General features: G+C 64.8%; 21 protein-coding genes. 10 read left to right on the forward strand and 11 right to left on the reverse strand.

The window, feature by feature from the left end:
- Positions 1-60: 60 nt before the first annotated feature.
- Positions 61-810, forward strand: coding sequence for a glycerophosphodiester phosphodiesterase (gene ugpQ, locus H143_RS0115945; protein ID WP_019939266.1), 750 nt, complete (start codon positions 61-63; stop codon positions 808-810).
- Positions 810-1670, forward strand: a complete 861-nt coding sequence (locus H143_RS0115950; RefSeq protein WP_019939267.1) for a 23S rRNA (adenine(2030)-N(6))-methyltransferase RlmJ — start codon at positions 810-812, stop codon at positions 1668-1670. Before ugpQ ends, H143_RS0115950 begins: the two co-directional genes overlap by 1 nt.
- Before the next feature lie 24 nt (positions 1671-1694).
- Here the strand turns inward: H143_RS0115950 and greB are convergent, their stop codons facing one another.
- The 3 genes from greB to H143_RS0115965 are packed head-to-tail and all read right to left on the reverse strand — an operon-like array spanning position 1695 to position 4080.
- A complete protein-coding gene (gene greB / locus H143_RS0115955; protein WP_019939268.1) occupies positions 1695-2258 on the reverse strand; it encodes a transcription elongation factor GreB in 564 nt (187 codons plus the stop codon).
- A gap of 22 nt (positions 2259-2280) precedes the next feature.
- Positions 2281-3126, reverse strand: coding sequence for a 3',5'-nucleoside bisphosphate phosphatase (locus tag H143_RS0115960; RefSeq protein WP_019939269.1), 846 nt, complete (start codon positions 3124-3126; stop codon positions 2281-2283).
- Between the two features lie 12 nt (positions 3127-3138).
- Positions 3139-4080 (reverse strand): alpha/beta fold hydrolase, encoded by a 942-nt coding sequence (locus tag H143_RS0115965; RefSeq protein WP_019939270.1) that lies wholly within the window; start codon positions 4078-4080, stop codon positions 3139-3141.
- A gap of 82 nt (positions 4081-4162) precedes the next feature.
- Between H143_RS0115965 and H143_RS0115970 the strand changes: the two genes are divergently transcribed.
- From H143_RS0115970 to H143_RS20915, 3 genes are read left to right on the forward strand one after another with little or no spacing between them, the layout of a single operon-like run.
- Positions 4163-4492, forward strand: coding sequence for a tetratricopeptide repeat protein (locus tag H143_RS0115970; protein ID WP_196801320.1), 330 nt, complete (start codon positions 4163-4165; stop codon positions 4490-4492).
- A gap of 11 nt (positions 4493-4503) precedes the next feature.
- Positions 4504-4833: a tetratricopeptide repeat protein gene (locus H143_RS0115975; RefSeq protein WP_196801320.1), complete on the forward strand. Its 330-nt coding sequence runs from the start codon at positions 4504-4506 to the stop codon at positions 4831-4833.
- An 11-nt stretch (positions 4834-4844) separates the two neighbouring features.
- Positions 4845-6596 carry a tetratricopeptide repeat protein gene (locus H143_RS20915; protein WP_196801321.1) on the forward strand — a complete coding sequence of 584 codons (1752 nt, stop codon included), beginning with the start codon at positions 4845-4847 and terminating at the stop codon, positions 6594-6596.
- Here H143_RS20915 and H143_RS0115985 read toward each other — a convergent pair.
- The 4 genes from H143_RS0115985 to H143_RS0116000 form a co-directional block, all read right to left on the reverse strand.
- Positions 6593-9025, reverse strand: coding sequence for a DNA internalization-related competence protein ComEC/Rec2 (locus H143_RS0115985; RefSeq protein WP_196801366.1), 2433 nt, complete (start codon positions 9023-9025; stop codon positions 6593-6595). The two genes, H143_RS20915 and H143_RS0115985, sit on opposite strands and share 4 nt — an antisense overlap.
- 194 nt (positions 9026-9219) lie before the next feature.
- The gene (locus H143_RS0115990; protein WP_019939273.1) at positions 9220-10032 is read right to left on the reverse strand and encodes a TatD family hydrolase; all 813 of its coding nucleotides are present in this window, start codon (positions 10030-10032) and stop codon (positions 9220-9222) included.
- Between the two features lie 34 nt (positions 10033-10066).
- Complete coding sequence (gene lolD, locus H143_RS0115995; RefSeq protein ID WP_019939274.1) at positions 10067-10765, reverse strand: lipoprotein-releasing ABC transporter ATP-binding protein LolD; 699 nt, start codon at positions 10763-10765, stop codon at positions 10067-10069.
- Positions 10758-11996 carry a lipoprotein-releasing ABC transporter permease subunit gene (locus H143_RS0116000; protein WP_051094505.1) on the reverse strand — a complete coding sequence of 413 codons (1239 nt, stop codon included), beginning with the start codon at positions 11994-11996 and terminating at the stop codon, positions 10758-10760. Before H143_RS0116000 ends, lolD begins: the two co-directional genes overlap by 8 nt.
- 127 nt (positions 11997-12123) lie before the next feature.
- On the opposite strand from H143_RS0116000, the gene H143_RS0116005 reads away from it, so the two are divergent.
- Together H143_RS0116005 and recJ are read left to right on the forward strand one after the other, a co-directional pair.
- The gene (locus tag H143_RS0116005) at positions 12124-13077 is read left to right on the forward strand and encodes a hypothetical protein (protein ID WP_019939276.1); all 954 of its coding nucleotides are present in this window, start codon (positions 12124-12126) and stop codon (positions 13075-13077) included.
- Positions 13059-14762, forward strand: a complete 1704-nt coding sequence (gene recJ, locus H143_RS0116010) for a single-stranded-DNA-specific exonuclease RecJ (protein ID WP_019939277.1) — start codon at positions 13059-13061, stop codon at positions 14760-14762. The genes H143_RS0116005 and recJ overlap by 19 nt, the downstream gene beginning before the upstream one ends.
- A 7-nt stretch (positions 14763-14769) precedes the next feature.
- On the opposite strand, the gene H143_RS0116015 is transcribed toward recJ, so the two are convergent.
- From H143_RS0116015 to H143_RS0116025, 3 genes are read right to left on the reverse strand one after another with little or no spacing between them, the layout of a single operon-like run.
- The gene (locus tag H143_RS0116015) at positions 14770-15807 is read right to left on the reverse strand and encodes an ABC transporter ATP-binding protein (RefSeq protein WP_019939278.1); all 1038 of its coding nucleotides are present in this window, start codon (positions 15805-15807) and stop codon (positions 14770-14772) included.
- Positions 15808-15811: 4 nt separating this feature from the next.
- Positions 15812-17416 carry an ABC transporter permease subunit gene (locus H143_RS0116020; RefSeq protein ID WP_019939279.1) on the reverse strand — a complete coding sequence of 535 codons (1605 nt, stop codon included), beginning with the start codon at positions 17414-17416 and terminating at the stop codon, positions 15812-15814.
- On the reverse strand, positions 17416-18465 hold the full coding sequence (locus H143_RS0116025; RefSeq protein ID WP_019939280.1) for an iron ABC transporter substrate-binding protein: 1050 nt from the start codon (positions 18463-18465) through the stop codon (positions 17416-17418). Before H143_RS0116025 ends, H143_RS0116020 begins: the two co-directional genes overlap by 1 nt.
- A gap of 276 nt (positions 18466-18741) precedes the next feature.
- Between H143_RS0116025 and H143_RS0116030 the strand changes: the two genes are divergently transcribed.
- From H143_RS0116030 to efeB, 3 genes are read left to right on the forward strand one after another with little or no spacing between them, the layout of a single operon-like run.
- A complete protein-coding gene (locus tag H143_RS0116030; RefSeq protein ID WP_019939281.1) occupies positions 18742-20148 on the forward strand; it encodes a carbohydrate porin in 1407 nt (468 codons plus the stop codon).
- A 15-nt stretch (positions 20149-20163) separates the two neighbouring features.
- Positions 20164-21321 (forward strand): YncE family protein, encoded by a 1158-nt coding sequence (locus tag H143_RS0116035; protein WP_019939282.1) that lies wholly within the window; start codon positions 20164-20166, stop codon positions 21319-21321.
- On the forward strand, positions 21318-22607 hold the full coding sequence (efeB, locus tag H143_RS0116040) for an iron uptake transporter deferrochelatase/peroxidase subunit (RefSeq protein ID WP_019939283.1): 1290 nt from the start codon (positions 21318-21320) through the stop codon (positions 22605-22607). Before H143_RS0116035 ends, efeB begins: the two co-directional genes overlap by 4 nt.
- A gap of 106 nt (positions 22608-22713) precedes the next feature.
- Here the strand turns inward: efeB and H143_RS0116045 are convergent, their stop codons facing one another.
- Positions 22714-24003, reverse strand: coding sequence for an MFS transporter (locus H143_RS0116045; RefSeq protein ID WP_019939284.1), 1290 nt, complete (start codon positions 24001-24003; stop codon positions 22714-22716).
- Positions 24004-24093 lie beyond the last annotated feature (90 nt).

Here is a 24093-nt window from a genome sequence, read left to right on the forward strand (position 1 = left end):
AACCCAACGAGTTTACCGCGTTTCCCGCGCGTTATTCTCACCCCATACCTACCGGAAACCATGACTTCGCCCCTCGCTTCCTGGCCCTATCCCGCTCACATCGCCCATCGCGGCGGCGGCAAGCTGGCTCCCGAAAACACTCTGGCCGCCATGCGCGCCGGCAAGCAGCACGGCTACCGCATGTTTGAGTTCGACGTGAAGCTCAGTCGCGACGGCGTGGCGGTGCTGCTACACGACGACGACCTTGACCGCACCACGGATGGCCACGGCCCCGCCGGAGACAAAACCTATGCCGAACTGGCGCAGCTCGATGCCGGCAGCTGGCACAGCCCGGACTACGCCGGCGAGCCGGTGCCCACCTTTGCCGCCGCGGCGCGCTATGCAATTGCCAACGGCATCGCCTGCAATGTCGAGATCAAGCCCTGCCCCGGCCGCGACGCGCAAACCGGCGAAGCGGTAGCCAGGCTCACGCAGGCATTATGGGCCGGCATGCACAGGCAACCCCTGCTGTCCTCGTTTTCCGAGGAGGCCCTGGCGGCCGCGCAGGCCACTGCGCCCGAACTGCCCCGCGCCCTGCTGGTCGAGGCCGTTTCCGACGACTGGCTGGCGCGCCTGCGCAAGTACGACTGCGTCGGCCTGAACATCAACCAGCGGGACGCTTCGCCCGAACTCATCGGCGCGGTGCATGAAGCCGGCTACCGCATCGCCGCGTGGACGGTGAACGATCCCGATCGCGCGCGCCTGCTGTTTTCCTGGGGTATGGATGCGCTCTTCACCGACCAACTCGCTCTGATCGCACCGACCGCCTGATGTTCAGCTACCGCCACGCCTTCCACGCCGGCAACCACGCCGACGTACTCAAGCACGCCATCCTCATCCATACACTGGATTACCTGAACCGCAAGGACGCACCGTATTGGGTGATCGATACGCACGCCGGCGCGGGACTCTACCAACTCGACGGCGACTGGTCGGCCAAGAACGCCGAACACGACGGCGGTATCGCCCGCCTCTGGGACAAGGCCGACCTGCCCGAATTGCTGGCCGATTATGTCGCCCGTATCAAGCAATACAACACCGGCGGCCCGTTGCGCTACTACCCCGGCTCGCCCTGGCTAACCCTGGACGCCCTGCGAGACAAGGACCGTCTGCGCCTTTTTGAACTGCATCCCAGCGAATCGGACGTGCTGGTACGCAATTTGGAGAAACGCGGCCGCGGCGCGCTGCGCCAGACCACGGTATATGCCGCCGACGGCTTCGAGGGCGTCAAATCCCTGCTGCCTCCGCCCGCGCGGCGCGGGCTGGTGCTGATCGATCCGTCCTACGAGGACAAGCGAGACTATCGTCGCGCATTTATTGCCGTCAAGGAAGGCGTCAAGCGCTTTGCCACCGGCACCTATGCCGTGTGGTACCCCTTGGTGCAGCGGGTCGAGGCCGGCGAGCTGGCGCGCCAGTTACCCAATCTTGCGGTCAAGAGCTGGCTGCACGCCACGCTTACCGTGCAGAAACCCGCCCCCGACGGCTTCGGCCTACATGGCAGCGGAATATTCCTGGTCAACCCGCCCTGGACGCTGCACGAGGCACTCAAGACCGCCATGCCCTATCTGGCGCGGGAACTGGCCCTGGATGACCGGGCCGGCTATACGCTGGAATACCGCGAGAACAGCTGAGGCATCGGCCGGGGCGGCCGGGGGCTACTCCGGCCGCGGTTCGGGATACCGGACCTCGAGTATGTCCAGTTCGTCCATGCCTGCCGGGGTGCGCAGCGTCACGGTGTCGCCTTCGCGGGCCTTCAGTAATGCACGCGCCACCGGCGAGATCCAGCTGATGCGGCCGGCCAGCGGCTCGGCTTCGTCAACCCCCACGATGGTCACCATGCGTTCCTGGCCGGCGCGATCCATGTACAGCACCGTCGCACCGAAGAAAACCTGATCGCGGTTGGGCTGCAGGCCCGGGTCGACCACTTCGGCGATATCCAGGCGCTTGGTCAGAAAACGCATACGCCGATCGATTTCGCGCAGGCGCTTCTTGCCGTATAGATAGTCGCCGTTCTCGGATCGGTCGCCATTGGATGCGGCCCAGGAGACGATCTGCACCACCGAGGGCCGCTCCACATTCATCAGGTGCGCCAACTCTTCGCGCAACTGGGCATAGCCTTGCGGCGTGATGTAATTGCGCGAGCCCGATGGCAGCGCCTGGGCTTCGGGTACCTGGTCCTCGTCATCGCGATCGGACTCTTTGACAAATGCTTTGTTCATTTCTTACGTAAATCCGAGTACATCAGAGCCAGTCGTGCCAGACCGGCCTCAGGTCCGGCGGCAGCATGGGCAACATGCCCAGGTCGACCCGGCTGTCGCGCTCGCTGTGGAAATCGGAGCCGCGCGAAGCCAGCAGCCCATAGCGGCGCGCCTCGCCGGCGTATTTGCGGGCATCCTCGGGACTGTGGCTGCCGGTGACCACTTCGACCCCCTCCCCGCCCAGCTGGATAAATTCGTCGAACAGCGCGTAGAACTGCGTCGGGGTGTATTTGTAGCGGCCCGGATGCGCCACGACGGCGCGTCCACCCGCACCGCGTATCCATGACACCGCCTGCTCCAGCGTGGCCCATTGCATGGGTTCGTGGCCCGGCCCGCCGTCGTGCAGGTATTTGTCAAACACGGTCTGCACATTGGAACAGTACCCCGCCGCGACCAAGTAGCGCGCAAAATGCGTGCGGCTGATGAGTTCGGGGTTGCCGACGAAGGTCAGCGCACCCTCGTAGGCGCCCGGTATGCCCAGCGCCGCCAGGCGTTCGCCCATGCGGCGTGCGCGCTCGCCGCGCCCGGCGCGGGTCGCGCGCAGTCCGTCGTTCAAGACCGCGTCGGCCGGATCGAAATTCAGGCCGACGATATGCACCGTCTGACCGGCCCAAGTGACCGAGATCTCGACGCCGGTGATAAAGCGCATGCCCACCTCCCGCGCCGTCCGCCCAGCCTCGGCCTGGCCCCCGACTTCGTCATGATCGGTCAATGCCCACACATCCACACCGTTGTCGTGGGCGCGGCGAGCCACATCGGCCGGCAGCAGCTGGCCGTCGGACACAGTGGAATGACAATGCAGGTCGATATTCAGTAGTGCGGTATCCATGATCGGCCTATTTTAAGAAGATCCGCGCAGAAAGGCCGCTATCGGTTCAATCTGCTCGGGCGTCATCAAGGTCGGAGCATGCCCCACGCCCGCGAATTCGATCGATGTCGACCGCGTATTGCGTGCTCGCATCTGGGCCAGCGTCGCGGCCGAGAGCAGGTCGGACTCGGCGCCGCGCACGATGAGCACCGGACAGTCCAGCGCGTCGTAGGCCTGCCAAAGTAGATTTTCGCCCGTAGCGTAGGCCTCGGCATTCTGTCCAGCCAGCGGCGCGGCCAGGCCCTGGTCGTAATGCTTGACCCACCATCCCTCGCGTTGGCGAAAGACTCTGCGCGTGAAGGTTTCCCACTGCTCGTCGGTATGCGGGCCGAACGTCGCGGCTGTCTGGCGCGTGGCCTGCACCGCTTCGGCCAGGGTGGAAAACGCCACAGGCTGTCCCACATAGGCCCCGATGCGCATCAAGGCCGACACTTCCAGCCGCGGACCGATGTCGTTGAGCACCATGCGATTAAACCGCAAGCCATGGCGGGGCAGATCCTGCGACCATGCCCCGGGGCGCGGATCGGCGGCACGCATCGCCGCCGTCATAGCGACGGTGCCGGCCAGACCCAGGCCGATCAAGCCGCCCATGGATGTGCCCACCCAGTCGAGGATTGCGGGACGCAGCCGCGCCAACAAGGTCGTCATGTCGGCGACATATTGCGGCACGGTATAGAAAGACGGGTTGAGCAGCCAGTCGGATGCGCCGCGGCCCACCACGTCGGGACAGACCACACGAAAATCGCTGGACAGGTGCTGGGCCAGCTCGTCGAAATCGCGCCCGGCCCGCGTCAGGCCGTGCACACACAGCAGAACCCGGTCATTACCCGGGTCACCCCATTCCCAATAGGCCATGCGGTGCAGGCCCGCGGGGCTGGCGCAGGTGACGTAGTCCAGACGGGGTTGCGAGGGCATGGAGCAGCTCCGGATCGAATGCAGTGCGAGGCTTTCCATCTTACCCCCAGCAATGCATTCGATCCCGGTAGAATCGATCCGCATGAGCCTTCAGACCGCACTCGCACACCATCAGGCCGGCCGTCTGGCCGAGGCCATGGCCATCTACCAACAGATACTGGATACCACGCCCGACGATATCGAAGCCCTGCGTTGGCTGGGCAGCGCAGCCGGCCAACTGGGCAATACGCGTTTGGCCATCACGATCCTGTCCAGGGGTCATGCGCTGGCGCCGGACCATGTCGAGATCCTGCTGTCGCTGGCCACCATGCAGCGGGCGGCACAGGCCTACGAGCAGGCGCTCGCCTGCTATGAAAAGGCATTGGCGCTGCAGCCGAGGTCGAGCCTCGCGCAATGCATTCGATCCCGGTAGAATCGATCCGCATGAGCCTTCAGACCGCACTCGCACACCATCAGGCCGGCCGTCTGGCCGAGGCCATGGCCATCTACCAACAGATACTGGATACCACGCCCGACGATATCGAAGCCCTGCGTTGGCTGGGCAGCGCAGCCGGCCAACTGGGCAATACGCGTTTGGCCATCACGATCCTGTCCAGGGGTCATGCGCTGGCGCCGGACCATGTCGAGATCCTGCTGTCGCTGGCCACCATGCAGCGGGCGGCACAGGCCTACGAGCAGGCGCTCGCCTGCTATGAAAAGGCATTGGCGCTGCAGCCGAGGTCGAGCCTCGCGCAATGCATTCGATCCCGGTAGAATCGATCCGCATGAGCCTTCAGACCGCACTCGCACACCATCAGGCCGGCCGTCTGGCCGAGGCCATGGCCATCTACCAACAGATACTGGATACCACGCCCGACGATATCGAAGCCCTGCGTTGGCTGGGCAGCGCAGCCGGCCAACTGGGCAATACGCGTTTGGCCATCACGATCCTGTCCAGGGGTCATGCGCTGGCGCCGGACCATGTCGAGATCCTGCTGTCGCTGGCCACCATGCAGCGGGCGGCACAGGCCTACGAGCAGGCGCTCGCCTGCTATGAAAAGGCATTGGCGCTGCAGCCGAGGTCGAGCCTCGCGCTCTACGGCAAAGGCGCGACCTTGCAGCGCATGGGGCGCCCGCGGGAAGCCATGGCGGCCCTGCGCATGGCCGTGGCGCTGGCGCCCACCCACGCGCAGGCGCATTTGAACTTGGCCGACCTGCTGCGCGAAAGCGGCGATGCCGACCAAGTAGCCGAAGCGCACTACCGCCAGGCCATCGCAGCGGCTCCGGCGCTTGCGGCCGCCCACTATGGGCTGGGCATCGTGCTCTACCAGCAGGATCGCTTGCAAGAAGCGGGCGACAGCTTTGCGCAGGCCGTGAACTGCCGTGAGGATTTCGTTCAGGCGCTCTACAACTTGGCACTGGTAAGCCGGCGCTTGCATCGCCCGACGGAAGCGATGGCCCATTACCGCCGCGTGCTGGAAATCGACCCCGAACACGTCCATGCACGCATCAACCTGTCCGCGCTGCTGCAGGAAGAAGGTTTCGAAGCCGAGGCACGCGAACAATGCGACCAGGCCTATCGGCGCCAGAACGTTTTCGTGAAAATCACGCCGGGCGCGGCCAAGACCGTGCTGATCCTGTTCGACGTGGGCACCGGCAACATGAATCTGACGCACCTGTTCGACACGCGCACCACCAATTTGATCGACTGGATGATCGAATACGCGACGCCCGGGCAGCAAGCCCAGCTGCCGCCCTACGACCTGGTCTTCAACGCCATGGGCGACCCCGACCTGACCCGAAGCGGCGTGACGGCGCCGCTGGCCCTTTTCGTCGAACATTGCGCCCGGCCCGTACTGAACCCCCCCGACAAGGTCGCGCGCACGGCCCGGCATCGACTGCCGCAGTTGCTGGGCGATATTTCCAATCTGGCAATCGCTCCGGTGCGGCGCTATGCCAGCGCGCAGGATTGGGACCCCGACCTTCAGGCCCAGCTACCGCTGCTGCTGCGCCCGATCCACACGCAAGGCGGCGTGGGAATGCAACGCATGACCACGCCGGCAGACCTGGCGCTGCAACGCGAACGGCAGCAGAGCCCGGTCTACGTCTTTCCCTTCGTCGACAGCCGTTGCGCCGACGGCTGCTGGCGCAAGTACCGGGTCATTTTCATCGATAGACAACCCTATCCCTATCATCTGGGCATCTCGCCCAACTGGATGGTGCATTACTACACCGCGGACATGGGCGGCCATGCCTGGAAACTGGAAGAAGAAAAGCGATTTCTGCAGGATCCGCAAGCCGTGCTCGGGGCCGCGGCCATGCAGACGCTGCGCGAGATCGGCGCACGCTTGGACCTCGATTACGCAGGCGTCGATTTTTCGCTGCTGCCGGACGGCCGTGTGCTGGTGTTCGAGGCCAACTCCACCATGCTGGTCCATCCCGAGAATGCGGATGGGCCCTATGCGCACAAGAATGCCTATGTGCGGCGCATACTCGATTGCTTCGAGGCCATGCTGACCAAGCGAATTGCTTCCTAATTCGCCGAAGCTGCCGTGTCGGAGCCGCGGTTCCAGGGTAGTACCGCATGCCAGTAGCGCCTAGCCGTCTCCCGTTGCGCATTCACCAAGAGTCCTTGTCCGCTTGATTCGATGGTCACGGCGCCCTGCAGGTCCGTGCGCCATACCGAGGCTCCCCAAGCCTGCCAACGTGAGACGACTTGCCCCGAGGGATGGCGAAAGCGGTTCAGGTAGCCAGCCTGAACAATGACCTGAGCCGGCCCGACAGCGCGGACCAATGCCGTCCCCGACGACGTGGACGAACCGTGATGCGGCGCCGCCACGACATCGATGGGCGGCAAGACCGCCGCATAGCGGGTCTCCTGGGCCACGCCCGCGTCGCCAGGCAGCAAAATGGTGTGATGCCGGCCCTGCACCACGAGCACGCAGCTGCGGGCATTGGTGTCGATCCTGCCGATTTTGTCTTGCGGGTGCGCTGCGGCCTGCTTCTGCGGATGCACGAAACGCAAGAGCACGCCGTCGCTCTCCCACGCCATGCCGGCTTCGCATTCGCGCCGGCTCCCAGGCAAACGCACCGCGTCCAGTTCGGGTTCGGACGATCGGGCTGCTTGGCGCCTCAAATGCGCGGCCAGATCGAACGAGGCATAAGAAACGTCTACCGGAAATGCCTGCAATATGCTGCGCAACCCACCCGCATGATCCTGATCCGCATGCGATACGACCAGGGTATCAATGCGGCGCGCGCCGCGCGCATGCAAATAAGGTGCCAGCACCCTTTCGCCGGCATCGCCGCCGCCGTAATAGCGCGGACCGGCGTCATAGAGCAATGTGCGAGTGGCCGTCTCAATAATAAGCGCACTGCCCTGCCCAACATCCAGCGCGATCATGCGCCAGTCGCCGGGTTGCGGCCTGTCGGGCCGCCACAGCAGCAGCGGCAGCATGCCCAGCCAGCCCATAAAACGCCAGCGGCCGCCACGGCCTTGTAAGGCAATGGCCACGCCCAGGAACGCAGGCAGCAGCCATGGCCAGGCTGCGGCAGCCACGTAGGCCGCGGCCCATTCGCTGCGACCTATCCACCCCACGGGCTGCATGACCGCGGCGAACAGGCCATGGCCGAGCCAACCCGCGGCCCACGCCAGACTCCGTCCACCCGGCATCACCGACAGGACGCCACAAAGCAAGGCCAGCGGGGTCACCAGCGCACCCACGATCGGAACGGCAACGGCATTGGCCAGCGGCGATCCCAGCGATACCTGGTGCACAAGAAAGGCCAGCAAGGGCGCAAGCCCCAGCGTGATCGCGCCCTGCGTCCTGCAGAAACCAGCAAGCACGCGGCGCGCGCGTTCGCGCCAGGTCAAGGCGGGCTCAGCGTGCGAGACGGCCAGGCGCATCAATATCGCCACCGCGCCGAAAGACAGCCAGAACCCCGCCGACAGCATGGCCCAGGGATCGAGCGCCAAAACGCAGGCACCTGCAAGCAACAACAGGCGCGATGCGCTCAGTGGCAAGCGCGCAAGCCCGGCGGCCGCCAGGCAAGCCAGCATGAAGAAGGTGCGACGCGCGGGCACGCCCCAGCCGGCCAGAAGGCAGTACCCCAAGGCCACGCACAAAGCGGCCGAACAGGCCGCCAGCTGCGCAGGCAAATATTCCGCCAGCCCTACGCCACGCCAGCGCCAGCGCCGCCATAGAAAGGACGCGAGCAAGCCGCCCATGGCCGCCACCAGCGTAATATGAGCCCCGCTGATCGCGACTAAGTGCGAGATGCCGCTGCGATTGAAGACCTGCCAATCCTCCCTTGCTATGCCAGCCTGGTCGCCAATGGTCAGGGCGATCAGCACCGGCCCGTAGCGCATGCCTTCCAGGGCGGCGCGCATGCCCGCGCGGATACGGTAGCGCAGCGTTTCGATGCCCACGGCCGCCGTCGCCCAGGGCTCGTCGGCGATCTTCTGCGGATTGCCGCGCACCGTACCCTCTGCCCGTATCCCTGCGGCGAAGCTGCGCAATTCCATGTCGGCCGCATAAGGGTTGGACGGGCCGTAGGGGCGGCGCAGAACCAAGGCCATGCGCCAGTCGCTGCCGGGTATGACCTCGGGCAACGCGGCGGCGGCGCCGGGACGCGCGTGCCAGGTGACGCGGATGATGCGGGGTATGCCCGGCGGCCGGGACTTGCCCACTTCGGCCATGAAGCGGCGGCCGCCGTCATCGTCTTGCGGCATCGTCAGCACACGCACCTGCAGGCGTACTATCTGGTCGTGATACGCATCGGCCAGTGCATCGGCAAGACGCAGACGACCTTGCAGGCATGTATCGAGCGAACCGGCCAGCAGACCCGCCAGCAGTAGACAGACCAACCGTATCGATTGCGCGCGCGATGTGCGCTGCAGGGCGGCCAGTGCCGCCACCGCGCACGCCAGCGCGGCAAGACCCGGCGTTCCGGGCAGAGCGGCCAGCGTGTGAGGCAGTCCGATGCCGGCGATGAACGAAAGAAGGAAGATGCGGCCAGAGATGGGAACCTCCGCAAAGGCTCCAGCCTAGCCGTCGAGCAAGCCGTCCGCCAGACCGGAACGACGCGCTTTTGTCACGTAGCCCATGCAGGACATACCTGCGCGCCCCGGGTAAAAGACGAGGCGATGCGAGAGGCGATTTACGCCAGGCCCAGGCTCTGCAGTCGGGGCAGCACGCGGCACGCCGCCCCGGTCGTGGCGCGGGCGATTTCCTCGCGTCGCAGGCCACGCAATTGGGCCAGGACATCGGCGATCCGCGCCAGTTCATGCGGAGCGTTGCGGCGCGCCGGTTCGTGCAGCCAGGCCGGCGGAATGTCCGGCGCATCGGTTTCCAGCACCAGTGCCGACAGGCCGACGTCCACGGCATGGCGCCGTATCTGCAGCGCTCGCGCATAAGTCATGGCGCCTCCCAGGCCCAGGGCAAAACCGCGCGCGACGAAAGCCTGCGCCTGCTGCGCGCTGCCGTTGAAAGCATGGGCGATGCCGCCCGGCACGCCGGGTTTGCGGCGCAGGTACTTGAGCAGCACGTCCTGCGAACGCCGCACGTGCAGCAATACCGGCAGGCCGAATTCGGCGGCGATATCCAGCTGCGCGGCATAGAAGCGTTCCTGCCGCTCACGCTCCTGACCCTGCGAGATTTCGGGCACGAAAAAATCCAGGCCAATCTCGCCTATGGCCACAAAACGCGGATCGCACAGAGACTCGCGCACCAGGGCGCGCAGCAGGTCCAGGTCGCTTGCATCGGCCCGACGCACGTACATGGGGTGGATGCCCAGCGCATAGGCGCCGCCGGGAAAGGAATGCGCCAGATCCCGCACAACGGAAAAATTTCCCCGTTCCACGGCAGGAATGACGATCGCTTGCACGCCCGCATCGCGAGCGGATTGGATGATCGTCTCGCGATCCGCGTCGAACTCGGTCGCGTCCAGGTGGCAGTGCGTATCGATCAGCATGGCGTCGGACTGCGCCTGAGCTTTAGCCACGGGCTCAGTCGGCAACGAGCCGGCCGCGCTCCATGTGTAGCACGCGATCGGCGCGGGCCGCCAGCTCCTGATCGTGCGTAACGATGACGAAAGCCGTACCCGACTCTCGGTTCACGCGCGATAGCAGTTCGTAGATATCGTGCGCGGTGTGCCTGTCCAGGTTGCCTGTGGGTTCGTCGGCCAGCACACACGCCGGCCGCGTGACCAAGGCGCGCGCCAGCGCAACGCGCTGGCGTTCGCCGCCGGAAAGCTGGCCGGGAAAGTGTTCCGCGCGCGCTTCCAGCCCAACCTGCTCCAGCACGGCCTGTGCCGCGGCGCGCGCATCCTCGCGGCCCTGCCGCCGCACGATCAGGGGCATGGCCACATTGTCCAGCGCGGAGAACTCCGCCAGCAGATGATGGAACTGGTAGACGAAACCCAGGCTGCGGTTGCGCAAGGCGCTCTTGGCCGACTCGCTCAGTCCGGAAGCGCAGGTGCCGTCGATGGTTACGCTGCCGTGGTCGGGCACGTCCAGAAGACCCAGGATGTGCAGCAGGGTGCTCTTGCCCGAGCCCGAGGCGCCGATGATGGAGACCATCTCCCCGCGCTCCACCGTCAAAGACACGTCGGACAGAACGTCGATACGCTCCGGCCCCTCGTCGTAGAACTTGCTCAGATGCTCAGCCCGCAAGGCCGGCGTCGTGCCACGGGAGACTTCAGTCATGGCGCAGCACCTGGGCCGGTTGCAGGCGCGAAGCGCGCCAACTGGGATACAGGGTAGCCAGGAGCGAGAGCACCAACGAGGTCACACCTATGGTGACGATGTCCGAAACCTGCGGATCAGATGGCAACTCGCTGATGAAATACACCTGGGGCGCCAGAAAATGCACGCCGAAAAGATGTTCGATGAAAGGCACAATGGTTTCGATATTGTATGCAATGAGCATGCCAAACAGCACGCCCCCCAGTGTGCCCGCCACGCCGATCAGGCTGCCCTGCACGAGGAATATCCGCGCGATTTCACGCGGGCCGGCGCCCAGCGTGCGCAAGATGGCGATGTCGGACTGTTTATCCTTGACGGCCATCACCAGGGAAGAAAGCAGATTGAAAGCGGCGACCGCCACGATCAGCGCCAGGATCAGGAACATCATGCGCTTTTCGGTCTGCACCGCCGCGAACCAGGTGCGATTGTTGCGCGTCCAGTCGCTGGCGATGACGTAAGGCGGCAGCACCTTCGACAATTCGGCGGCGACCTGGGGCGCGCGCTGCATGTCGGCCACCCGCAGGCGCACCCCCGCCGTGCCGCTGTCCCGGAACATTTTTGCCGCGTCTTCGGTATCGATGAACGCGAGCGAGGAATCGTACTCGTAATTGCCCGACGAGAAGACACCGACGACGGTGAACTGGCGCATGCGCGGCGCGAAACCCGCCGGGCTGATACTGCCCTGCGGCGCCAGCATCAGCACCGTGTCGCCGATCCTCACGCCCAACGCGGCGGCCAGGTCGCTGCCCAGCACCACGCTGAAACTGCCCGGCTTGAGATCGCCGAGCTTGCCTGCGACCATTTCCTTGGGGACCTGAGACACATTGCCTTCCAGTGCCGGATCGATGCCCTGCACCTGCACCCCGCGCAGGGTCTGACCTCGAACCACCATGGCCTGGGCCGAAACGAAAGGCGCGGCGCCGCGCACTGCTGGGTTTTTCTTGGCCATGTCGGCATATCGCTGCCACTGCGGCAGCGCTTCTTCCGGCGAGGCGCCCGCGATGTAGAGCTGGATGTTCGGCAGCACCGACAGCATGCGGTCGCGCACGTCCTTCTGGAAGCCGTTCATGACCGACAGCACGATGATCAGCGCAGCCACCCCCAGGGCGATTCCGGCCATGCTCGTGGCCGCGATGAACGAGACGAAGCGGTCGCGCCGCCCCTTGCCCGCGCGCCGCCACCAGCGGCCCATGCCCGCATAGCGGGCGCCTATCCAAAATTCGTAAGGTATTTTCAGCACCCGAGCATTATCACGCAAATTTCGGCACGCCTTCGAGAACGATCGAATCGCCCTGCACGGGGAGACTACAATCCTTTTCATGCTCATCGTGCTCGCGGGCGCTCTGCCCGACGCCCCCATCGCCAGCGAACTGGCCCGACATCTGCCCCAGCGGGCACCGACCCTGCACGCCTGGCTGGCGATGGGCCAGGCCAATCTGCAGGACCACGACCCGCACGCCCGCGGCTGCACCCCCTTCGAAGCCTGGCAGCTCGAGCACGCCGGCTACGCAGTTCAACCCGGACTGCCCTGGGGCGCCGGACTGGGACCGTTGCTGGCCGGCAAGCAAGCCTGCCGGGATGGCCGGGCCGTGTGGCTGGGTGAACTGGTCCATCTGGCCTTGGGCACCGACCGCGCCGCGCTGCTGCCTGCCGGGCAGATGGATTTGAGCGTCGAGGAGAGCCAGGCCCTGCTCGAAGCCGCCCGACCGCTCTTTCAGGACACGGGATTTTCCGCCGAACCGTTGGACGCGCAGCGCTGGCGCCTCTTTCTGCCCGAAGGCCTGAACCCGGAAACCGCCAGTCCCCAGGCCGTCGCCGGCCAGCCGCTGGACGCTTGGTGGCAGCATGATGCCTCGACACGCCCGTGGCGCCGGCTGCTGAACGAAATCCAGATGGCATGGCACGAGCATCCCGTCAACGAATCGCGCGCCGCCCGCGGCATGGCGCCCGTCAACGCGCTCTGGCTCTACGGCGGTGCCCACCCTTGGCCTGCGCCCGAGCGGCCTGACCAGGCTCGGATCTTGGACAGCCTGCTCGAACCGCAGCGCCTAGGCGACTGGGCCACCTGGCTCAACGCTTTGGAAGATCTGGACCGCAATCACCTGGCACCGCTGGCGCGAGGCAAATACCTCCTGCCGGCGTCCGATACCGAAATCCTGCTGCTGGGCGACAGGCGCCAGGCACGCCTGCGCTTCAAACCGCGCGCCGGCCTGCTGCGTTGGCTGCCGCCCACCAAAACCAACTGGAATACCTGGTGGTCTCGCCCCGTCTGACCTCGCGTCCCACGGACGCCAACGCGCGCCGCGCGCTCGAAGCCGCCGGCATCCATCCGCTGCTATCGCGCCTGTGGGCCTCCCGCGGCGTCACCCACCCCGACCAGACGCGCCTGGCATGGCCGGCCATGTTGCCGCCGAACCAGCTCACACAAGCGGGCCATGCTGCCGCCTTGCTGGCCGATGCCATTCAGCAAGGCAAGCGGATGCTCATCGTGGCGGACTACGATTGCGATGGCGCCACGGCCTGCGCCGTAGGGCTGCGCGCCCTCGGCGCCATGGGCGCCGAGGTCGACTTTCTCGTGCCCAATCGGTTCGAAACCGGCTACGGCCTGTCGCCTGCCGTGGTCGATCTGGCCTTGCGCCATGCCAATGGCAAACCTGATCTCATCATCACCGTGGACAACGGCATCGCCAGCGTCGATGGCGTAGCCGCGGCCAACGCCGCTGGCATCGGCGTAGTCGTCACCGACCACCACCTGCCCGGCGACCAGTTGCCCGCGGCGCTGGCCATCGTCAACCCGAATCAGCCCGGCTGCGGCTTTGCCTCCAAGAACCTGGCCGGCGTGGGTGTGATCTTCTATCTGATGCTGGCCCTGCGCGCCGAACTACGATCGCGCGGCATCTACCCGCCCGACGGCGGCCCGCGCCTGGACGCCCTGGCCGATCTGGTGGCCCTGGGAACGGTGGCCGACGTGGTCAGGCTCGATCCCAACAACCGCCTGCTCGTCACCCAAGGCCTGGCGCGCATGCGCAGCGGCCGTATGCAGCCCGGCCTGCGCGCACTCTTTGCCGTGGCTGCGCGCGAACCGCGCGAAGCCAGCAGCTTCGACCTGGGCTTTGCCTTGGGCCCACGCATCAACGCGGCCGGCCGCCTGGCCGACATGAGTCTGGGCATCGCCTGCCTGACCACCGACGACGAGGCTCAGGCCCTGGACATGGCCCGCCAGCTCGACCAGATCAACCGCGAACGCCGCGGCATCGAGGCCGAAATGCGCGATCAGGCCATGGCGGCCATGGCGGCCGAACCCGACGCGGCATCGGGCGCCTCGGTCTGCGTCTACGATGAGTCCTGGCACCAAGGCGTGGTGGGCCTGGTTGCTTCGCGACTGAAAGAAAAATTCTGGCGCCCTACCTTGGCCTTCGCGCCAGCAGGGGACGATGAAATGCGCGGTTCCGGCCGTTCGATTCCCGATGTGCATCTGCGCGATGCGCTGGATCTGGTTTCCAAGCGCCATCCCGGACTCATACGCAAATTCGGCGGTCACGCCATGGCCGCCGGCCTGACCCTGGGCCGCACCGACTTTGCGGACTTTTCACGCGCCTTCGATGCCGCCGTGCGCGAGCTCACCGGCCGAGAAGCCTTCGAACCGCTTATCGAAACCGACGGCCCGCTCGAATCCGGCTACGCCAACGCCGAAGTCGCCGGCCTGCTGCAGCAGCAGGTATGGGGAGCAGGCTTCGCCGCGCCGCTTTTCCTGGATGAATTCAGCGTGCAAGGGCAGCGTCTGGTCGGTGGCAAGCATATGAAGCTATCCCTGCAGCGCGACCGCCAGCGCTTCGATGCCATCTGGTTCAACCACGACCAGCCCTTGCCCGAGCGCATTCAGGCCGCCTATCGACTGGAACAGAACATCTGGAACGGCATAATCAACGTTCAATTGGTAATCGAGCACGCGCAGTAAGGCGCGCTCAACAAGGATAGGCGACCGCCGGGCCGCAGACCGACACCCACATGCGCGCGCCGGGCACGAGCGCCGACTGCCCGCTCACGCGCGCGGCGATGCGTTCGCCGCTGGCCGGCAGCGTCAATTGCACATTGGCATGCGCACCCATGAATACGATGCGCTCCACTTGCGCGGGCACAGCGTCGGGCATCGGCTCGGGCAGCAGGAGTATCTGCTCGGGCCGCAACATCACCTGGGCAGGTCCCGGCGCGGTGGGCGCGGACAGCGGCAGCGAGCCCAGCGAGCAGAGGGCGCGATGCTCAGCAACGACGCTTTCGAGCAACACGGCTTCGCCGACGAAACGTGCCAGCTCGCGCGTAGCGGGCGCCCGGTACAGTTCCTGCGGCGTGGCGACCTGCGCCAGCCGGCCCTGCCACAGGACCGCGACGTGATCGCCCATGGAAAGCGCTTCCGCCTGGTCGTGGGTCACTAGAACGGCGGTGGCCCCAGTGGCCTGCAATGCATGGACGACGGCGTTGCGGGTGTCGTTACGCAGCGCCGCATCTAATGCGGAGAAGGGTTCGTCCAGCAGCACAACCGAGGGTGATGCCGCCAGGGCGCGTGCCAAAGCGACGCGCTGCTGCTCGCCGCCAGACAGATGCTGCGGAGGCCGCGCGGCGTAGGCTTGAGGCAGTCCGACCAGCTCCAGCAGCTCGGCAACCCGGTGATGCGCCCGGCGTTGCGCGCGCGACAGGCCGAACACGATGTTGTCGGCCACGGAAAGATGCGGGAACAACGCGCCTTCCTGCGCCACGTAGCCGATGCGGCGCTGCTCGGGCTGCACATGCACGCCCGGGCCGGACACGATGCGCTCGCCTATGCGTATTGTCCCGGCCTGAGCGCGCTCGAAACCGCAAAGCAGGCGCAGCAGCGTGGTCTTGCCGCTGCCGGACGGGCCAAGGATGGCCATCAGGCTGCCGCTGCTAATGTGCAGGCTGAAATCGGCAATGACCGGGCGCCCGCCGAATGCCTTGCTCAATTGCGTGATATCCAGTTTGGCCATGAATTCAGGTTTTCGATGCGGCGGAACGGCCGAACAGGGACGTCAGTATCCATGAACCGCCCAGAGAAATCACCACCAGCAGCGCCGCGTACGGGGCAGCTGCGGCGAATGCCAGCGTGGTCGTGTCATTCCATATCTGAGTGGCCAGCGTTTCGGTACCTATGGGCGCCAGCAGCAAGGTCGCGGTCAATTCCGTGACGACGCAGATGAACACCAGCGCTGCCGCCGCCGCGAAGCCGGGGCCTGTCAACGGCAGCAGGACGCGCCAGATGACCTCGTACCAGCGCAGACCGAGCGAACGGGCGGCGTCCTCCAGCTTCGATTGAACCTGGACCAGCGCGGCCCGCACGCTCACCAGTGCCAGCGGCAGGAACATGATGGCATAGGCGACGACCAGCAGCAGTGTGCTCTGGTAAAGCGGCAGCAGCACGCGCACTGCCAGCGTCACGATAGCCAGCGCCAGCACGATGCCGGGCAAGCCCTGTGAAAGGTAAACCGTCCGTTCTAGAAAGAGCGCGTAGCGGCCCGGGTAGCGCACCAGCAGAAAACCCACGGGCAGCGCCAGAACGGTGGTTAGCGCCGCGCCGGCCACGCCCAGACGCACCGAAGCCCAGGCCGTATCTAGCAGATCGAGCAAGCCGGAACCGGTCATGGACACGGCGGCGGAATCGTGCTGCGTCAGCCAATAGGCCGTCATGCCCAGAGGCATGCCCAATGCCAGCAGCGCGATGGCGAAACACAGCGCCACAGCCGGCCAGCGCGCGCGCCCGAGTTCGTAAAGCGAGGCAAAGCGTTTCACGCCGCGGTCGACACGATCGTAGCGCGCCGTGCCCAGTATCTTCCATTCGGCAGCCAGGCAGCCCAGACACAGCACCAGCAGTGCGCAGGCCAGCAGCGCCGCGCCCGCGCCATTAAAACCGGTGCGGTATTGTGCGTAGATCTGGGTGGTGAACGTGCGAAAACGCAGTAGCGAGAAAGCGCCGAACTCGGCCAGCACGCCCAGCGCGACCATTAGCATTCCACCCAGCAAGGATGGGCGCAATTGCGGCAGCACGACGCGCAAGAAGCAGCGCCAGGGGCCACAGCCCAGAGACCGCGCCGTTTCTTCCAGCGCAGGATCCAGGCCGCGCAGCGATGCGGCGACCGGGAGCAGGACCAGCGGATAATAGGAACTGGTCACCACCAGCAAGGCGCCGACAAATCCCTGAAACTGCGGACTCAAGGATATCCACGCATAGCTGGTGATGAACGCCGGCACGGCCAGCGGGCCGGCCAGCAATACCGACCATATGCGACGGCCAGGCAGATCGGTGCGCTCCACGAACCATGCCGCCATGGTGCCCAGCACCGCACAAAGACAGGTCGTCGCACCGACGATCAGCAAGGTGTTCAACAGCAACTCACCCACCAGCGGCCGCCACAGCAGCGTGACTGCCCGGCCCAGGCCTGCCTGCAGGGCCTGGGCCACAATGACGAGCAAGGGAACCAGCACGAGCGCCGCGCTCGCGCTGGCCGCGGCAAGCAGGCCGCGCGGCGCGCGTCTGCGCGCCCGCGTGGCGCAACCGGTAGGGACACCCGACTCGAATCCCCCGCCCGATGCCATGCTCATTACAGCAGCCCTGCTTCGCGCAGCAAATCGCCGGCCTGGCTATCGTCGCCCAGCTGCTGCATGGTCAGCGCGGGAGGCTGCAGCTGCTTGAAAGGTTTGAGCAGCGGATCAGGCGCGACACCGGCATGCAGCGGGTATTCGAAATCGATCTTGCTCTTGGCCATCAGCTCCTGGGCGCGCTTGCTGACCAGATAGGCGACGAACTTCTGCGCCAGGGCCCGATCGTGGGCCGTCTTGAGCACCGCTGCGCCCGAAACGTTGACCAGCGCACCGACATCGCCGTTGCCAAAGTGATAGATGGCGCTGTGCGTGCCCTTGTCTCCCATTTCTGCGTGCAGGCGGGCCCAGTAGTAGTTGTTGACGACGCCGGTAGCCACCGCGCCGCTGTTCACCGCCGCGACAACGCCTTCATCGTCGTCATAGATCTTGGCATTGGCCTTGAGGCCCTTGAGCCAGTTCAGCGTCTGATCGTGCCCCTTGATCGCGACGAGCGCGCTGACCAGGGGCAGGAAATCGCCGTCGGCCGGCGCGATGGCCACCCTGTCTTTCCACTCGGGCTTGGCCAGATCCATCAGCGAAGCCGGCAGTTGCGACGCCTGCATCATCGAGGGGTTGTAGGCCAGCACATTTTCACGCGCGACAACGCCGACCCATTCGCCCTGGGGCGAGCTATAGCGGGCGGGCACCTGCTTCAGGGTAGACGCATCGAGCCTGGCGAGCAGCCCCTTCTCTTCGAGCAGCGTCAGTTCGGGCGAGTTCTCGGTGAAGTAGACATCAGCAGGCGAATGCACGCCTTCGGCAAGCAATTGCGCGGCAACTTCCGGGCCTTCGCCGCTATGCACTTGCACTTTGGCGTCCGTCATCTTCTGGAAATCGGCCACCAGTAGTTTCACCAATTGGCCGTGCTGGGCGCTGTAAAGCGTCAGGGGTGCCGAAGCCGCCCAGGCCGCACCGGGCGAGGCAAACGTCGCGCCCGCCACCAATGCGCCGAACGTGGCGGCGCGCAGCGTGCGCGCCATCCAGCGGCCTACCATGAAATGCTGGGTCATGAATAAAATCTCCAGATGAATAAGTAAAAAGCCAAGCGCCCATCCGCCGTGCGCAGAGGCGGCTGCCCGAGAAGTTAACAGTCCTATCTAATAAAAATTAGAAATGATATTGATTCTTAAAACGTTAACAGCCTACCCGCAAAATCCTTACACAAGGATTAAGGAGTTCATGCTGACGTGTGTAAGACTTTTATTTAGCTTCACGTCAGAAATCTCGTTTAAGCTTATATACAAATAAAACGCATTCTTATTTACTTTTTATCTGAGGACTCCATCTTGCGTAAACGTATCATTGGGGGCGCCGGAGCCGCCTGGGCCATCACGCTGGCCGCCGCCGCCCCAGTCTGGGCCGCAACCGCAGCGCAGGATCCCGACCTGAACGCCCAGACCCAGCCTAAAAATCAATGGACGGACATATGGACCCGCTCCACCCTGCTCGGCGACATGGGGGGGCTGCGCACATGGATGGGCAATCACGGCCTGTCGCTGGGGCTGACGGAAACCAGCGAATACCTCCACAACACCAGCGGCGGCATCAAGACCGGCGGCGCGTACGACGGCCTGACCACCATGACGCTGGGCCTGGACACGCAGAAAGCCTTCGGCTGGCAAGGCGGTGCGTTCAACGCCAGCTTCATGAACCTGCACGGTAGCGACCTGAGCCAAACCAATCTCGGCTCGCTCAATACCGCAAGCGGCATCGAACAGCCCCGGAATTGGACACGCCTGTGGGAACTCTGGTACGACCAGAAACTTCCGGGCAACCACTTCGATGTGAAGATCGGCCAGCAGAGTCTGGACCAGGAGTTCATGACGAGCCAGAACGCCGGGCTCTTCGTCAACACCATGATGGGTTGGCCCGGCGTGCCGTCCTACGACATGCCCAACGGGGGGCCGGCTTACCCGCTTTCGGCCCTGGGCGTACGTTTGCGCGCCCAGATCACACCCTCGCTTACCGCACTGGTGGGGGTGTTCGACGGCAACCCGCTGGGCAACGATCCGAGCAATATGCACGGCACGAACTTCAACGTGCAGAACGGCGCCCTATTCATCGGTGAACTGCAGTACTCGGTCAACGGCGGCAGCGCCGGCGATGGCGACAGGGCGGCCCCCGGCAGCGGCGGCCTGCCCGGCCTGTACAAGATTGGCGTCTGGTACAACACCGGCGCTTTCGCCGACCAGCGCTACGACAACACCGGCCTGTCGCTGGCCGCCCCCAACTCGACCGGCGTCGCGCGGCAGCATCGCGGCAACTACAGCATCTACGCTGTGGCCGACCAGACGATATGGCAGCCGGACTCCGAAGATTCCCGTGCCCTGAACGTCTTTGCCCGCGTCATGGGTTCGCCGGGCGATCGCAATCTGGTCAGTTGGTCCGCCAACACAGGCCTGGTGTTGAAAAAACCCTTTCCCGGCCGCGATAACGACAGTCTGGGCATCGGCCTGAGCTACATCCGCGTCGGCAGCCATGCCGCGGGCTACGACCAGGACGGCGGCAATGCCGTACGCAGTAGCGAAACCGCCGTGGAACTGACCTATCAGTACCAGGTCACGCCATGGTGGCAGATACAGCCCGACTTCCAGTACACGATCCATCCTGGCGCGGGCCAGAACCCGAACAATCCGCTGCTATCCCTGCGCAACACATTCGTCGTCGGCGTGCGCACCAACATCACGTTCTGAACCGAGTCTCCCTTCATGAAACCCCTTTTTTCTTTCTCAACCCCGCATCGGGCACAGGGTTGCAGGCAGGCTGCAGCCGCCCTGCTCCTGAGCCTGGCCACCGCAGCGGGCACGGCCCACGCCGCGCCGCAAAGCTTTCTTGAAACCTTGCGCCGCAACACCACGCTGATCAACACGGTTCCCGACAACGGCGATCAGAATCCCTACGCGATCGTCGTGGCGCCGGTCTCGGCGGGCACCATCAGCAAGGACGACGTGCTGGTGGACAATTTCAACAACTCGGCCAACCTGCAAGGCACGGGCAGCACCATCGTCGACTACCACCCCGGCACAAAGAAGATGACACTCTTTGCCGCCATCCCCCGCGAACTCAAGGGTTGCCCAGGCGGCATCGGCCTGTCCACCGCCATGGTGATGCTCAAGTCAGGCTGGGTGATCGTCGGCAGCACGCCCAGTAACGACGGCACCCCGGACACCAAGGGCGCGGGCTGCCTGGTTGTGCTCGACGCCAGCGGCAAGGTGAACTCGGTCATCAGCAACCCGGACATCAATGACCCCTGGGGTAATATGGCCGTGGTCGACAACGGTACGCGCGCGACGCTCTTCTTGAGCAACGCGGGCTTTGGCGTGGGCTCCGCCCAAGGCCGACCACCCGTGGTCAAACAGGCCACTGTGCTGCGCATGGACCTGGACATTCCCGCTGGCCAGCCGCCCGTCGTCAAGCGCCAGACCGTCATCGGCAGCGGCTTCGGCGCGCAGGCCGACAAAGGTGTGTTTCTGATTGGCCCAACCGGCCTGGCGCTCTCGCCCGACCGCAAGAAACTCTATGTCTCGGACGCGATCAGCGACAGCGTCACCGTCATTGAGGACCCGCTCACCCGTACCAATAGCGCAGGCATGGGCCGCACGCTGACCAAGGAGGGTTTGCTGCATCGGCCCTTGGCCATGGCCATGCCGCCAAACGGGCACCTGCTGGTCACCAACGCGCTCAACGGCCAGGTGGTCGAGATCGACCCGGCGACCGGCAAACAACTCTCCGCGCGCTGGATCGATGTCGATAAAGCCCAGACCCCTCCGGGCAGCGGCGACTTGTTCGGCATCGCCATGACGCCCGCAGGCGACGGCTTCTACTACGTCCAGGACGACGTGAATACCCTGGTGCTGGCCAAATGAGTTCAGGACACGACGAAACGCCCCCGCGCCCTACCCGCCGCAGCTTTCTGAAAGCGGGCGGCGCGGCGGCTGTCTCGGCAGGCGCTCTGGGCGCGCGCGCCGTCCAAGCGCGAGAAACGACCGCGGCCGCTCGCATGAGCCAGAGCGTGGAGCCTTTTTATGGCGAACATCAAGGTGGCATCATCACGCCGCAGCAAAGCCACGCCTACGTCGCGGCGCTGGACCTGAGGACAGAAAAGCGCGAAGACATCATCGCCCTGCTCAAGACCTGGACCGACATGGCGGCCCGCCTGACACGCGGCGAACCCGCCGCGGCCCTGAAAGAGCCCGGAGACAAACCTGCCGCGGACTCGGGCGAAGCCCTCGGTCTGGGTGCGTCCAACCTCACGCTGACCTTAGGTTTCGGGCCTGGGATATTCACCGGAAACAACGGCAAGGACCGCTATGGCCTGGCCAGGCACCGGCCGCCCCAGCTCGTGGACCTGCCGCATTTCAACGGCGACCAGCTACTGCCCGCCAAAACAGGCGGCGACCTGTTCATCCAGGGCTGCGCCAACGATGCCCAGGTGGCCTTTCATGCCGTGCGCCAGTTGGTCCGCGCCGCCTATGGCTGTGCACAGATGCGCTGGGGGCAGGCGGGCTTTCTCTGCGCCCCCCAAGGCGAGACGCCGCGCAATCTCATGGGTTTCAAGGACGGCACCGGTAATCCCCGGGCGCAGGATGCGGCCCAGATGAAAAAATTCGTCTGGGCCACCGAGGAAAGCCCGGTATGGATGCGCGGGGGCACCTATACCGTCGTGCGCCGCATTCGCATCACGCTGGAGCACTGGGACCAAATGGAGCGCGGATTCCAGGAATCGGTCATCGGCCGCCACAAATACAGTGGCGCGCCGCTCGGCGGTAAACATGAGATGGACCCGATCGATCTGGACGCCGTGGACAAGGACGGCAATTCGATCATTCCGGACAATTGCCACGTCAGGTTGTCGAACCAGGCGCTGAACAACGGCGCGCAGATCCTGCGCCGCGCCTATTCCTACAATGAAGGCACCGACTTCTACATCGAGCGCTGGCCGCCCTGGCGGCAGGACACGGAATACGACGCCGGCTTGATATTCATCGCGCACCAGAGCGATCCGCGCACCGGCTTCATTCCAATCAACGACAGGCTGTCCAAATTCGACATGATGAACCAGTTCACCACCCACGTGGGCAGCGCCCTATTCGCCTGCCCGCCTGGCGTGAAACCCGGGTCGTATATCGGGGCGCAGCTGTTCGAAGCTTGAAAACGCCTACCTGCCGGACCGGCCCCTTAGAATCGGGCCAAGGCAGTGTAAAAAAAGCGGCGCATCCGAGAAAAGGATGCGCCGCTTTTTCTGTGACTGACACAGATTACTTATTCACAAGCCTGGCCGGTTGCGACAGGGCCAACAGCGCGCCGACCACCAGGCTTGCCGCCAGAAGGTACATGCCCGAAGTGGTCGAGCCCGTGGTGCTTTGCAGCCACCCCACCAAGGAGGGGCTGAAGAAGCCCGCCAGGTTGCCCACCGAGTTGATCAGCGCGATGCCGGCCGCTGCAGCCGCACCGCTCAATATGGCCGTGGGCTGACTCCAGAACAGCGGCAGCACCGTGATGATGCCGACGTTGGCAATGGTCAAGGCAACCATCGAGGTCACGATTCCGCCGGCCGACGTCGACCAGATCAGTCCCAGCGCGGCGATTACGGCCGGGATGGCTAGGTGCCAGCGGCGTTCGCGCATGCGATCCGAGCTGCGCGCGACCAGGATCATGCCGATAATCGCAAAAAGGTTCGGTATCGCGCTCAGCATGCCTATCTCGAACGTGCTGGAGACGCCGGCGCTCTTGATAATGCTAGGCAGCCAGAACCCGACGCCATACAACCCCATGACAAAACCGAAGTAAGTGAAGGCCATGATCCATACTCGCGGCATGCTCATGACCGCCAGGATGGACGGTTCTTCCTTGGTCTGCGCTTCAGCCTTGACGTTGCGGATCAGGATCGCCTTCTCGCTGTCGGTCAGCCAGCGGGCATTCTCGATGCGATCGTCCAGGTAAAACAGCACGATTATGCCGACGAAGATCGCGGGAATGCCTTCCAGCAAATAGAGCCATTGCCATCCGGCCAGGCCATGGCTGCTGAACGAAGACATGATCCAGCCCGAGACCGGGCCGCCGATCAGGCCAGACAAAGGTATGGCCAACATGAACATGGTCGTCATGCGGCCGCGGCGGGCGTTGGGGTACCAGTAGGTCAGATAGAGCACGATACCGGGGAAAAAGCCGGCCTCTGCCGCGCCCAGCAGGAAGCGCAGCACATAGAAAGTCGCCTCCGAGTTGGTGAACATCATGGCCGCCGAGACAATGCCCCAGGTGATCATGATGCGGGCGATCCAGACCCTGGCACCCACCCGGTGCAGGATCAAGTTGCTGGGTACCTCGAAGATGAAATAGCCGATGAAGAAAATGCCCGCGCCCAGGCCGAAAACCGCATCGCTCAGATTCAGGTCCTTGAGCATCTGCAGCTTGGCGAAGCCCACGTTCACGCGGTCCAGATAAGAAACCACATAGCACAACACCAGGAAGGGAATAATGCGCCAGCCTACCTTGGCATAGATGCGGTCTTCTTCGCCGCTCGAAGCACCCTGTAAGGGTTGATTCATTTCTGTCTCCATAATTATGAAAATGCCCCGCGCGCCCGGAAGGCTCGCGAGCCGAAGCCCGGAACTTCGGTAGCCTTTTAGCTAACGCGC

Origin of the sequence: Bordetella sp. FB-8 (assembly GCF_000382185.1) — a bacterium.
In the GTDB taxonomy this organism is placed as follows: domain Bacteria; phylum Pseudomonadota; class Gammaproteobacteria; order Burkholderiales; family Burkholderiaceae_B; genus Bordetella.

Excerpts from the sequence above, each read along its gene's own strand:
- H143_RS0115970 (WP_196801320.1), top strand. The coding sequence starts at position 4,163 with ATGAGCCTTCAGACCGCACTCGCACACCATCAGGCCGGCCGTCTGGCC.
- H143_RS0115990 (WP_019939273.1), bottom strand. The coding sequence starts at position 10,032 with ATGCTGATCGATACGCACTGCCACCTGGACGCGACCGAGTTCGACGCG.
- H143_RS0115950 (WP_019939267.1), top strand. The coding sequence starts at position 810 with ATGTTCAGCTACCGCCACGCCTTCCACGCCGGCAACCACGCCGACGTA.
- H143_RS20915 (WP_196801321.1), top strand. The coding sequence starts at position 4,845 with ATGAGCCTTCAGACCGCACTCGCACACCATCAGGCCGGCCGTCTGGCC.
- H143_RS0115965 (WP_019939270.1), bottom strand. The coding sequence starts at position 4,080 with ATGCCCTCGCAACCCCGTCTGGACTACGTCACCTGCGCCAGCCCCGCG.
- H143_RS0115975 (WP_196801320.1), top strand. The coding sequence starts at position 4,504 with ATGAGCCTTCAGACCGCACTCGCACACCATCAGGCCGGCCGTCTGGCC.
- H143_RS0115960 (WP_019939269.1), bottom strand. The coding sequence starts at position 3,126 with ATGGATACCGCACTACTGAATATCGACCTGCATTGTCATTCCACTGTG.
- H143_RS0116020 (WP_019939279.1), bottom strand. The coding sequence starts at position 17,416 with ATGAGCATGGCATCGGGCGGGGGATTCGAGTCGGGTGTCCCTACCGGT.
- H143_RS0116015 (WP_019939278.1), bottom strand. The coding sequence starts at position 15,807 with ATGGCCAAACTGGATATCACGCAATTGAGCAAGGCATTCGGCGGGCGC.
- ugpQ (WP_019939266.1), top strand. The coding sequence starts at position 61 with ATGACTTCGCCCCTCGCTTCCTGGCCCTATCCCGCTCACATCGCCCAT.
- H143_RS0116045 (WP_019939284.1), bottom strand. The coding sequence starts at position 24,003 with ATGAATCAACCCTTACAGGGTGCTTCGAGCGGCGAAGAAGACCGCATC.
- H143_RS0116035 (WP_019939282.1), top strand. The coding sequence starts at position 20,164 with ATGAAACCCCTTTTTTCTTTCTCAACCCCGCATCGGGCACAGGGTTGC.
- lolD (WP_019939274.1), bottom strand. The coding sequence starts at position 10,765 with ATGACTGAAGTCTCCCGTGGCACGACGCCGGCCTTGCGGGCTGAGCAT.
- efeB (WP_019939283.1), top strand. The coding sequence starts at position 21,318 with ATGAGTTCAGGACACGACGAAACGCCCCCGCGCCCTACCCGCCGCAGC.
- H143_RS0116000 (WP_051094505.1), bottom strand. The coding sequence starts at position 11,996 with ATGGGCCGCTGGTGGCGGCGCGCGGGCAAGGGGCGGCGCGACCGCTTC.
- H143_RS0116005 (WP_019939276.1), top strand. The coding sequence starts at position 12,124 with ATGCTCATCGTGCTCGCGGGCGCTCTGCCCGACGCCCCCATCGCCAGC.
- greB (WP_019939268.1), bottom strand. The coding sequence starts at position 2,258 with ATGAACAAAGCATTTGTCAAAGAGTCCGATCGCGATGACGAGGACCAG.
- H143_RS0116025 (WP_019939280.1), bottom strand. The coding sequence starts at position 18,465 with ATGACCCAGCATTTCATGGTAGGCCGCTGGATGGCGCGCACGCTGCGC.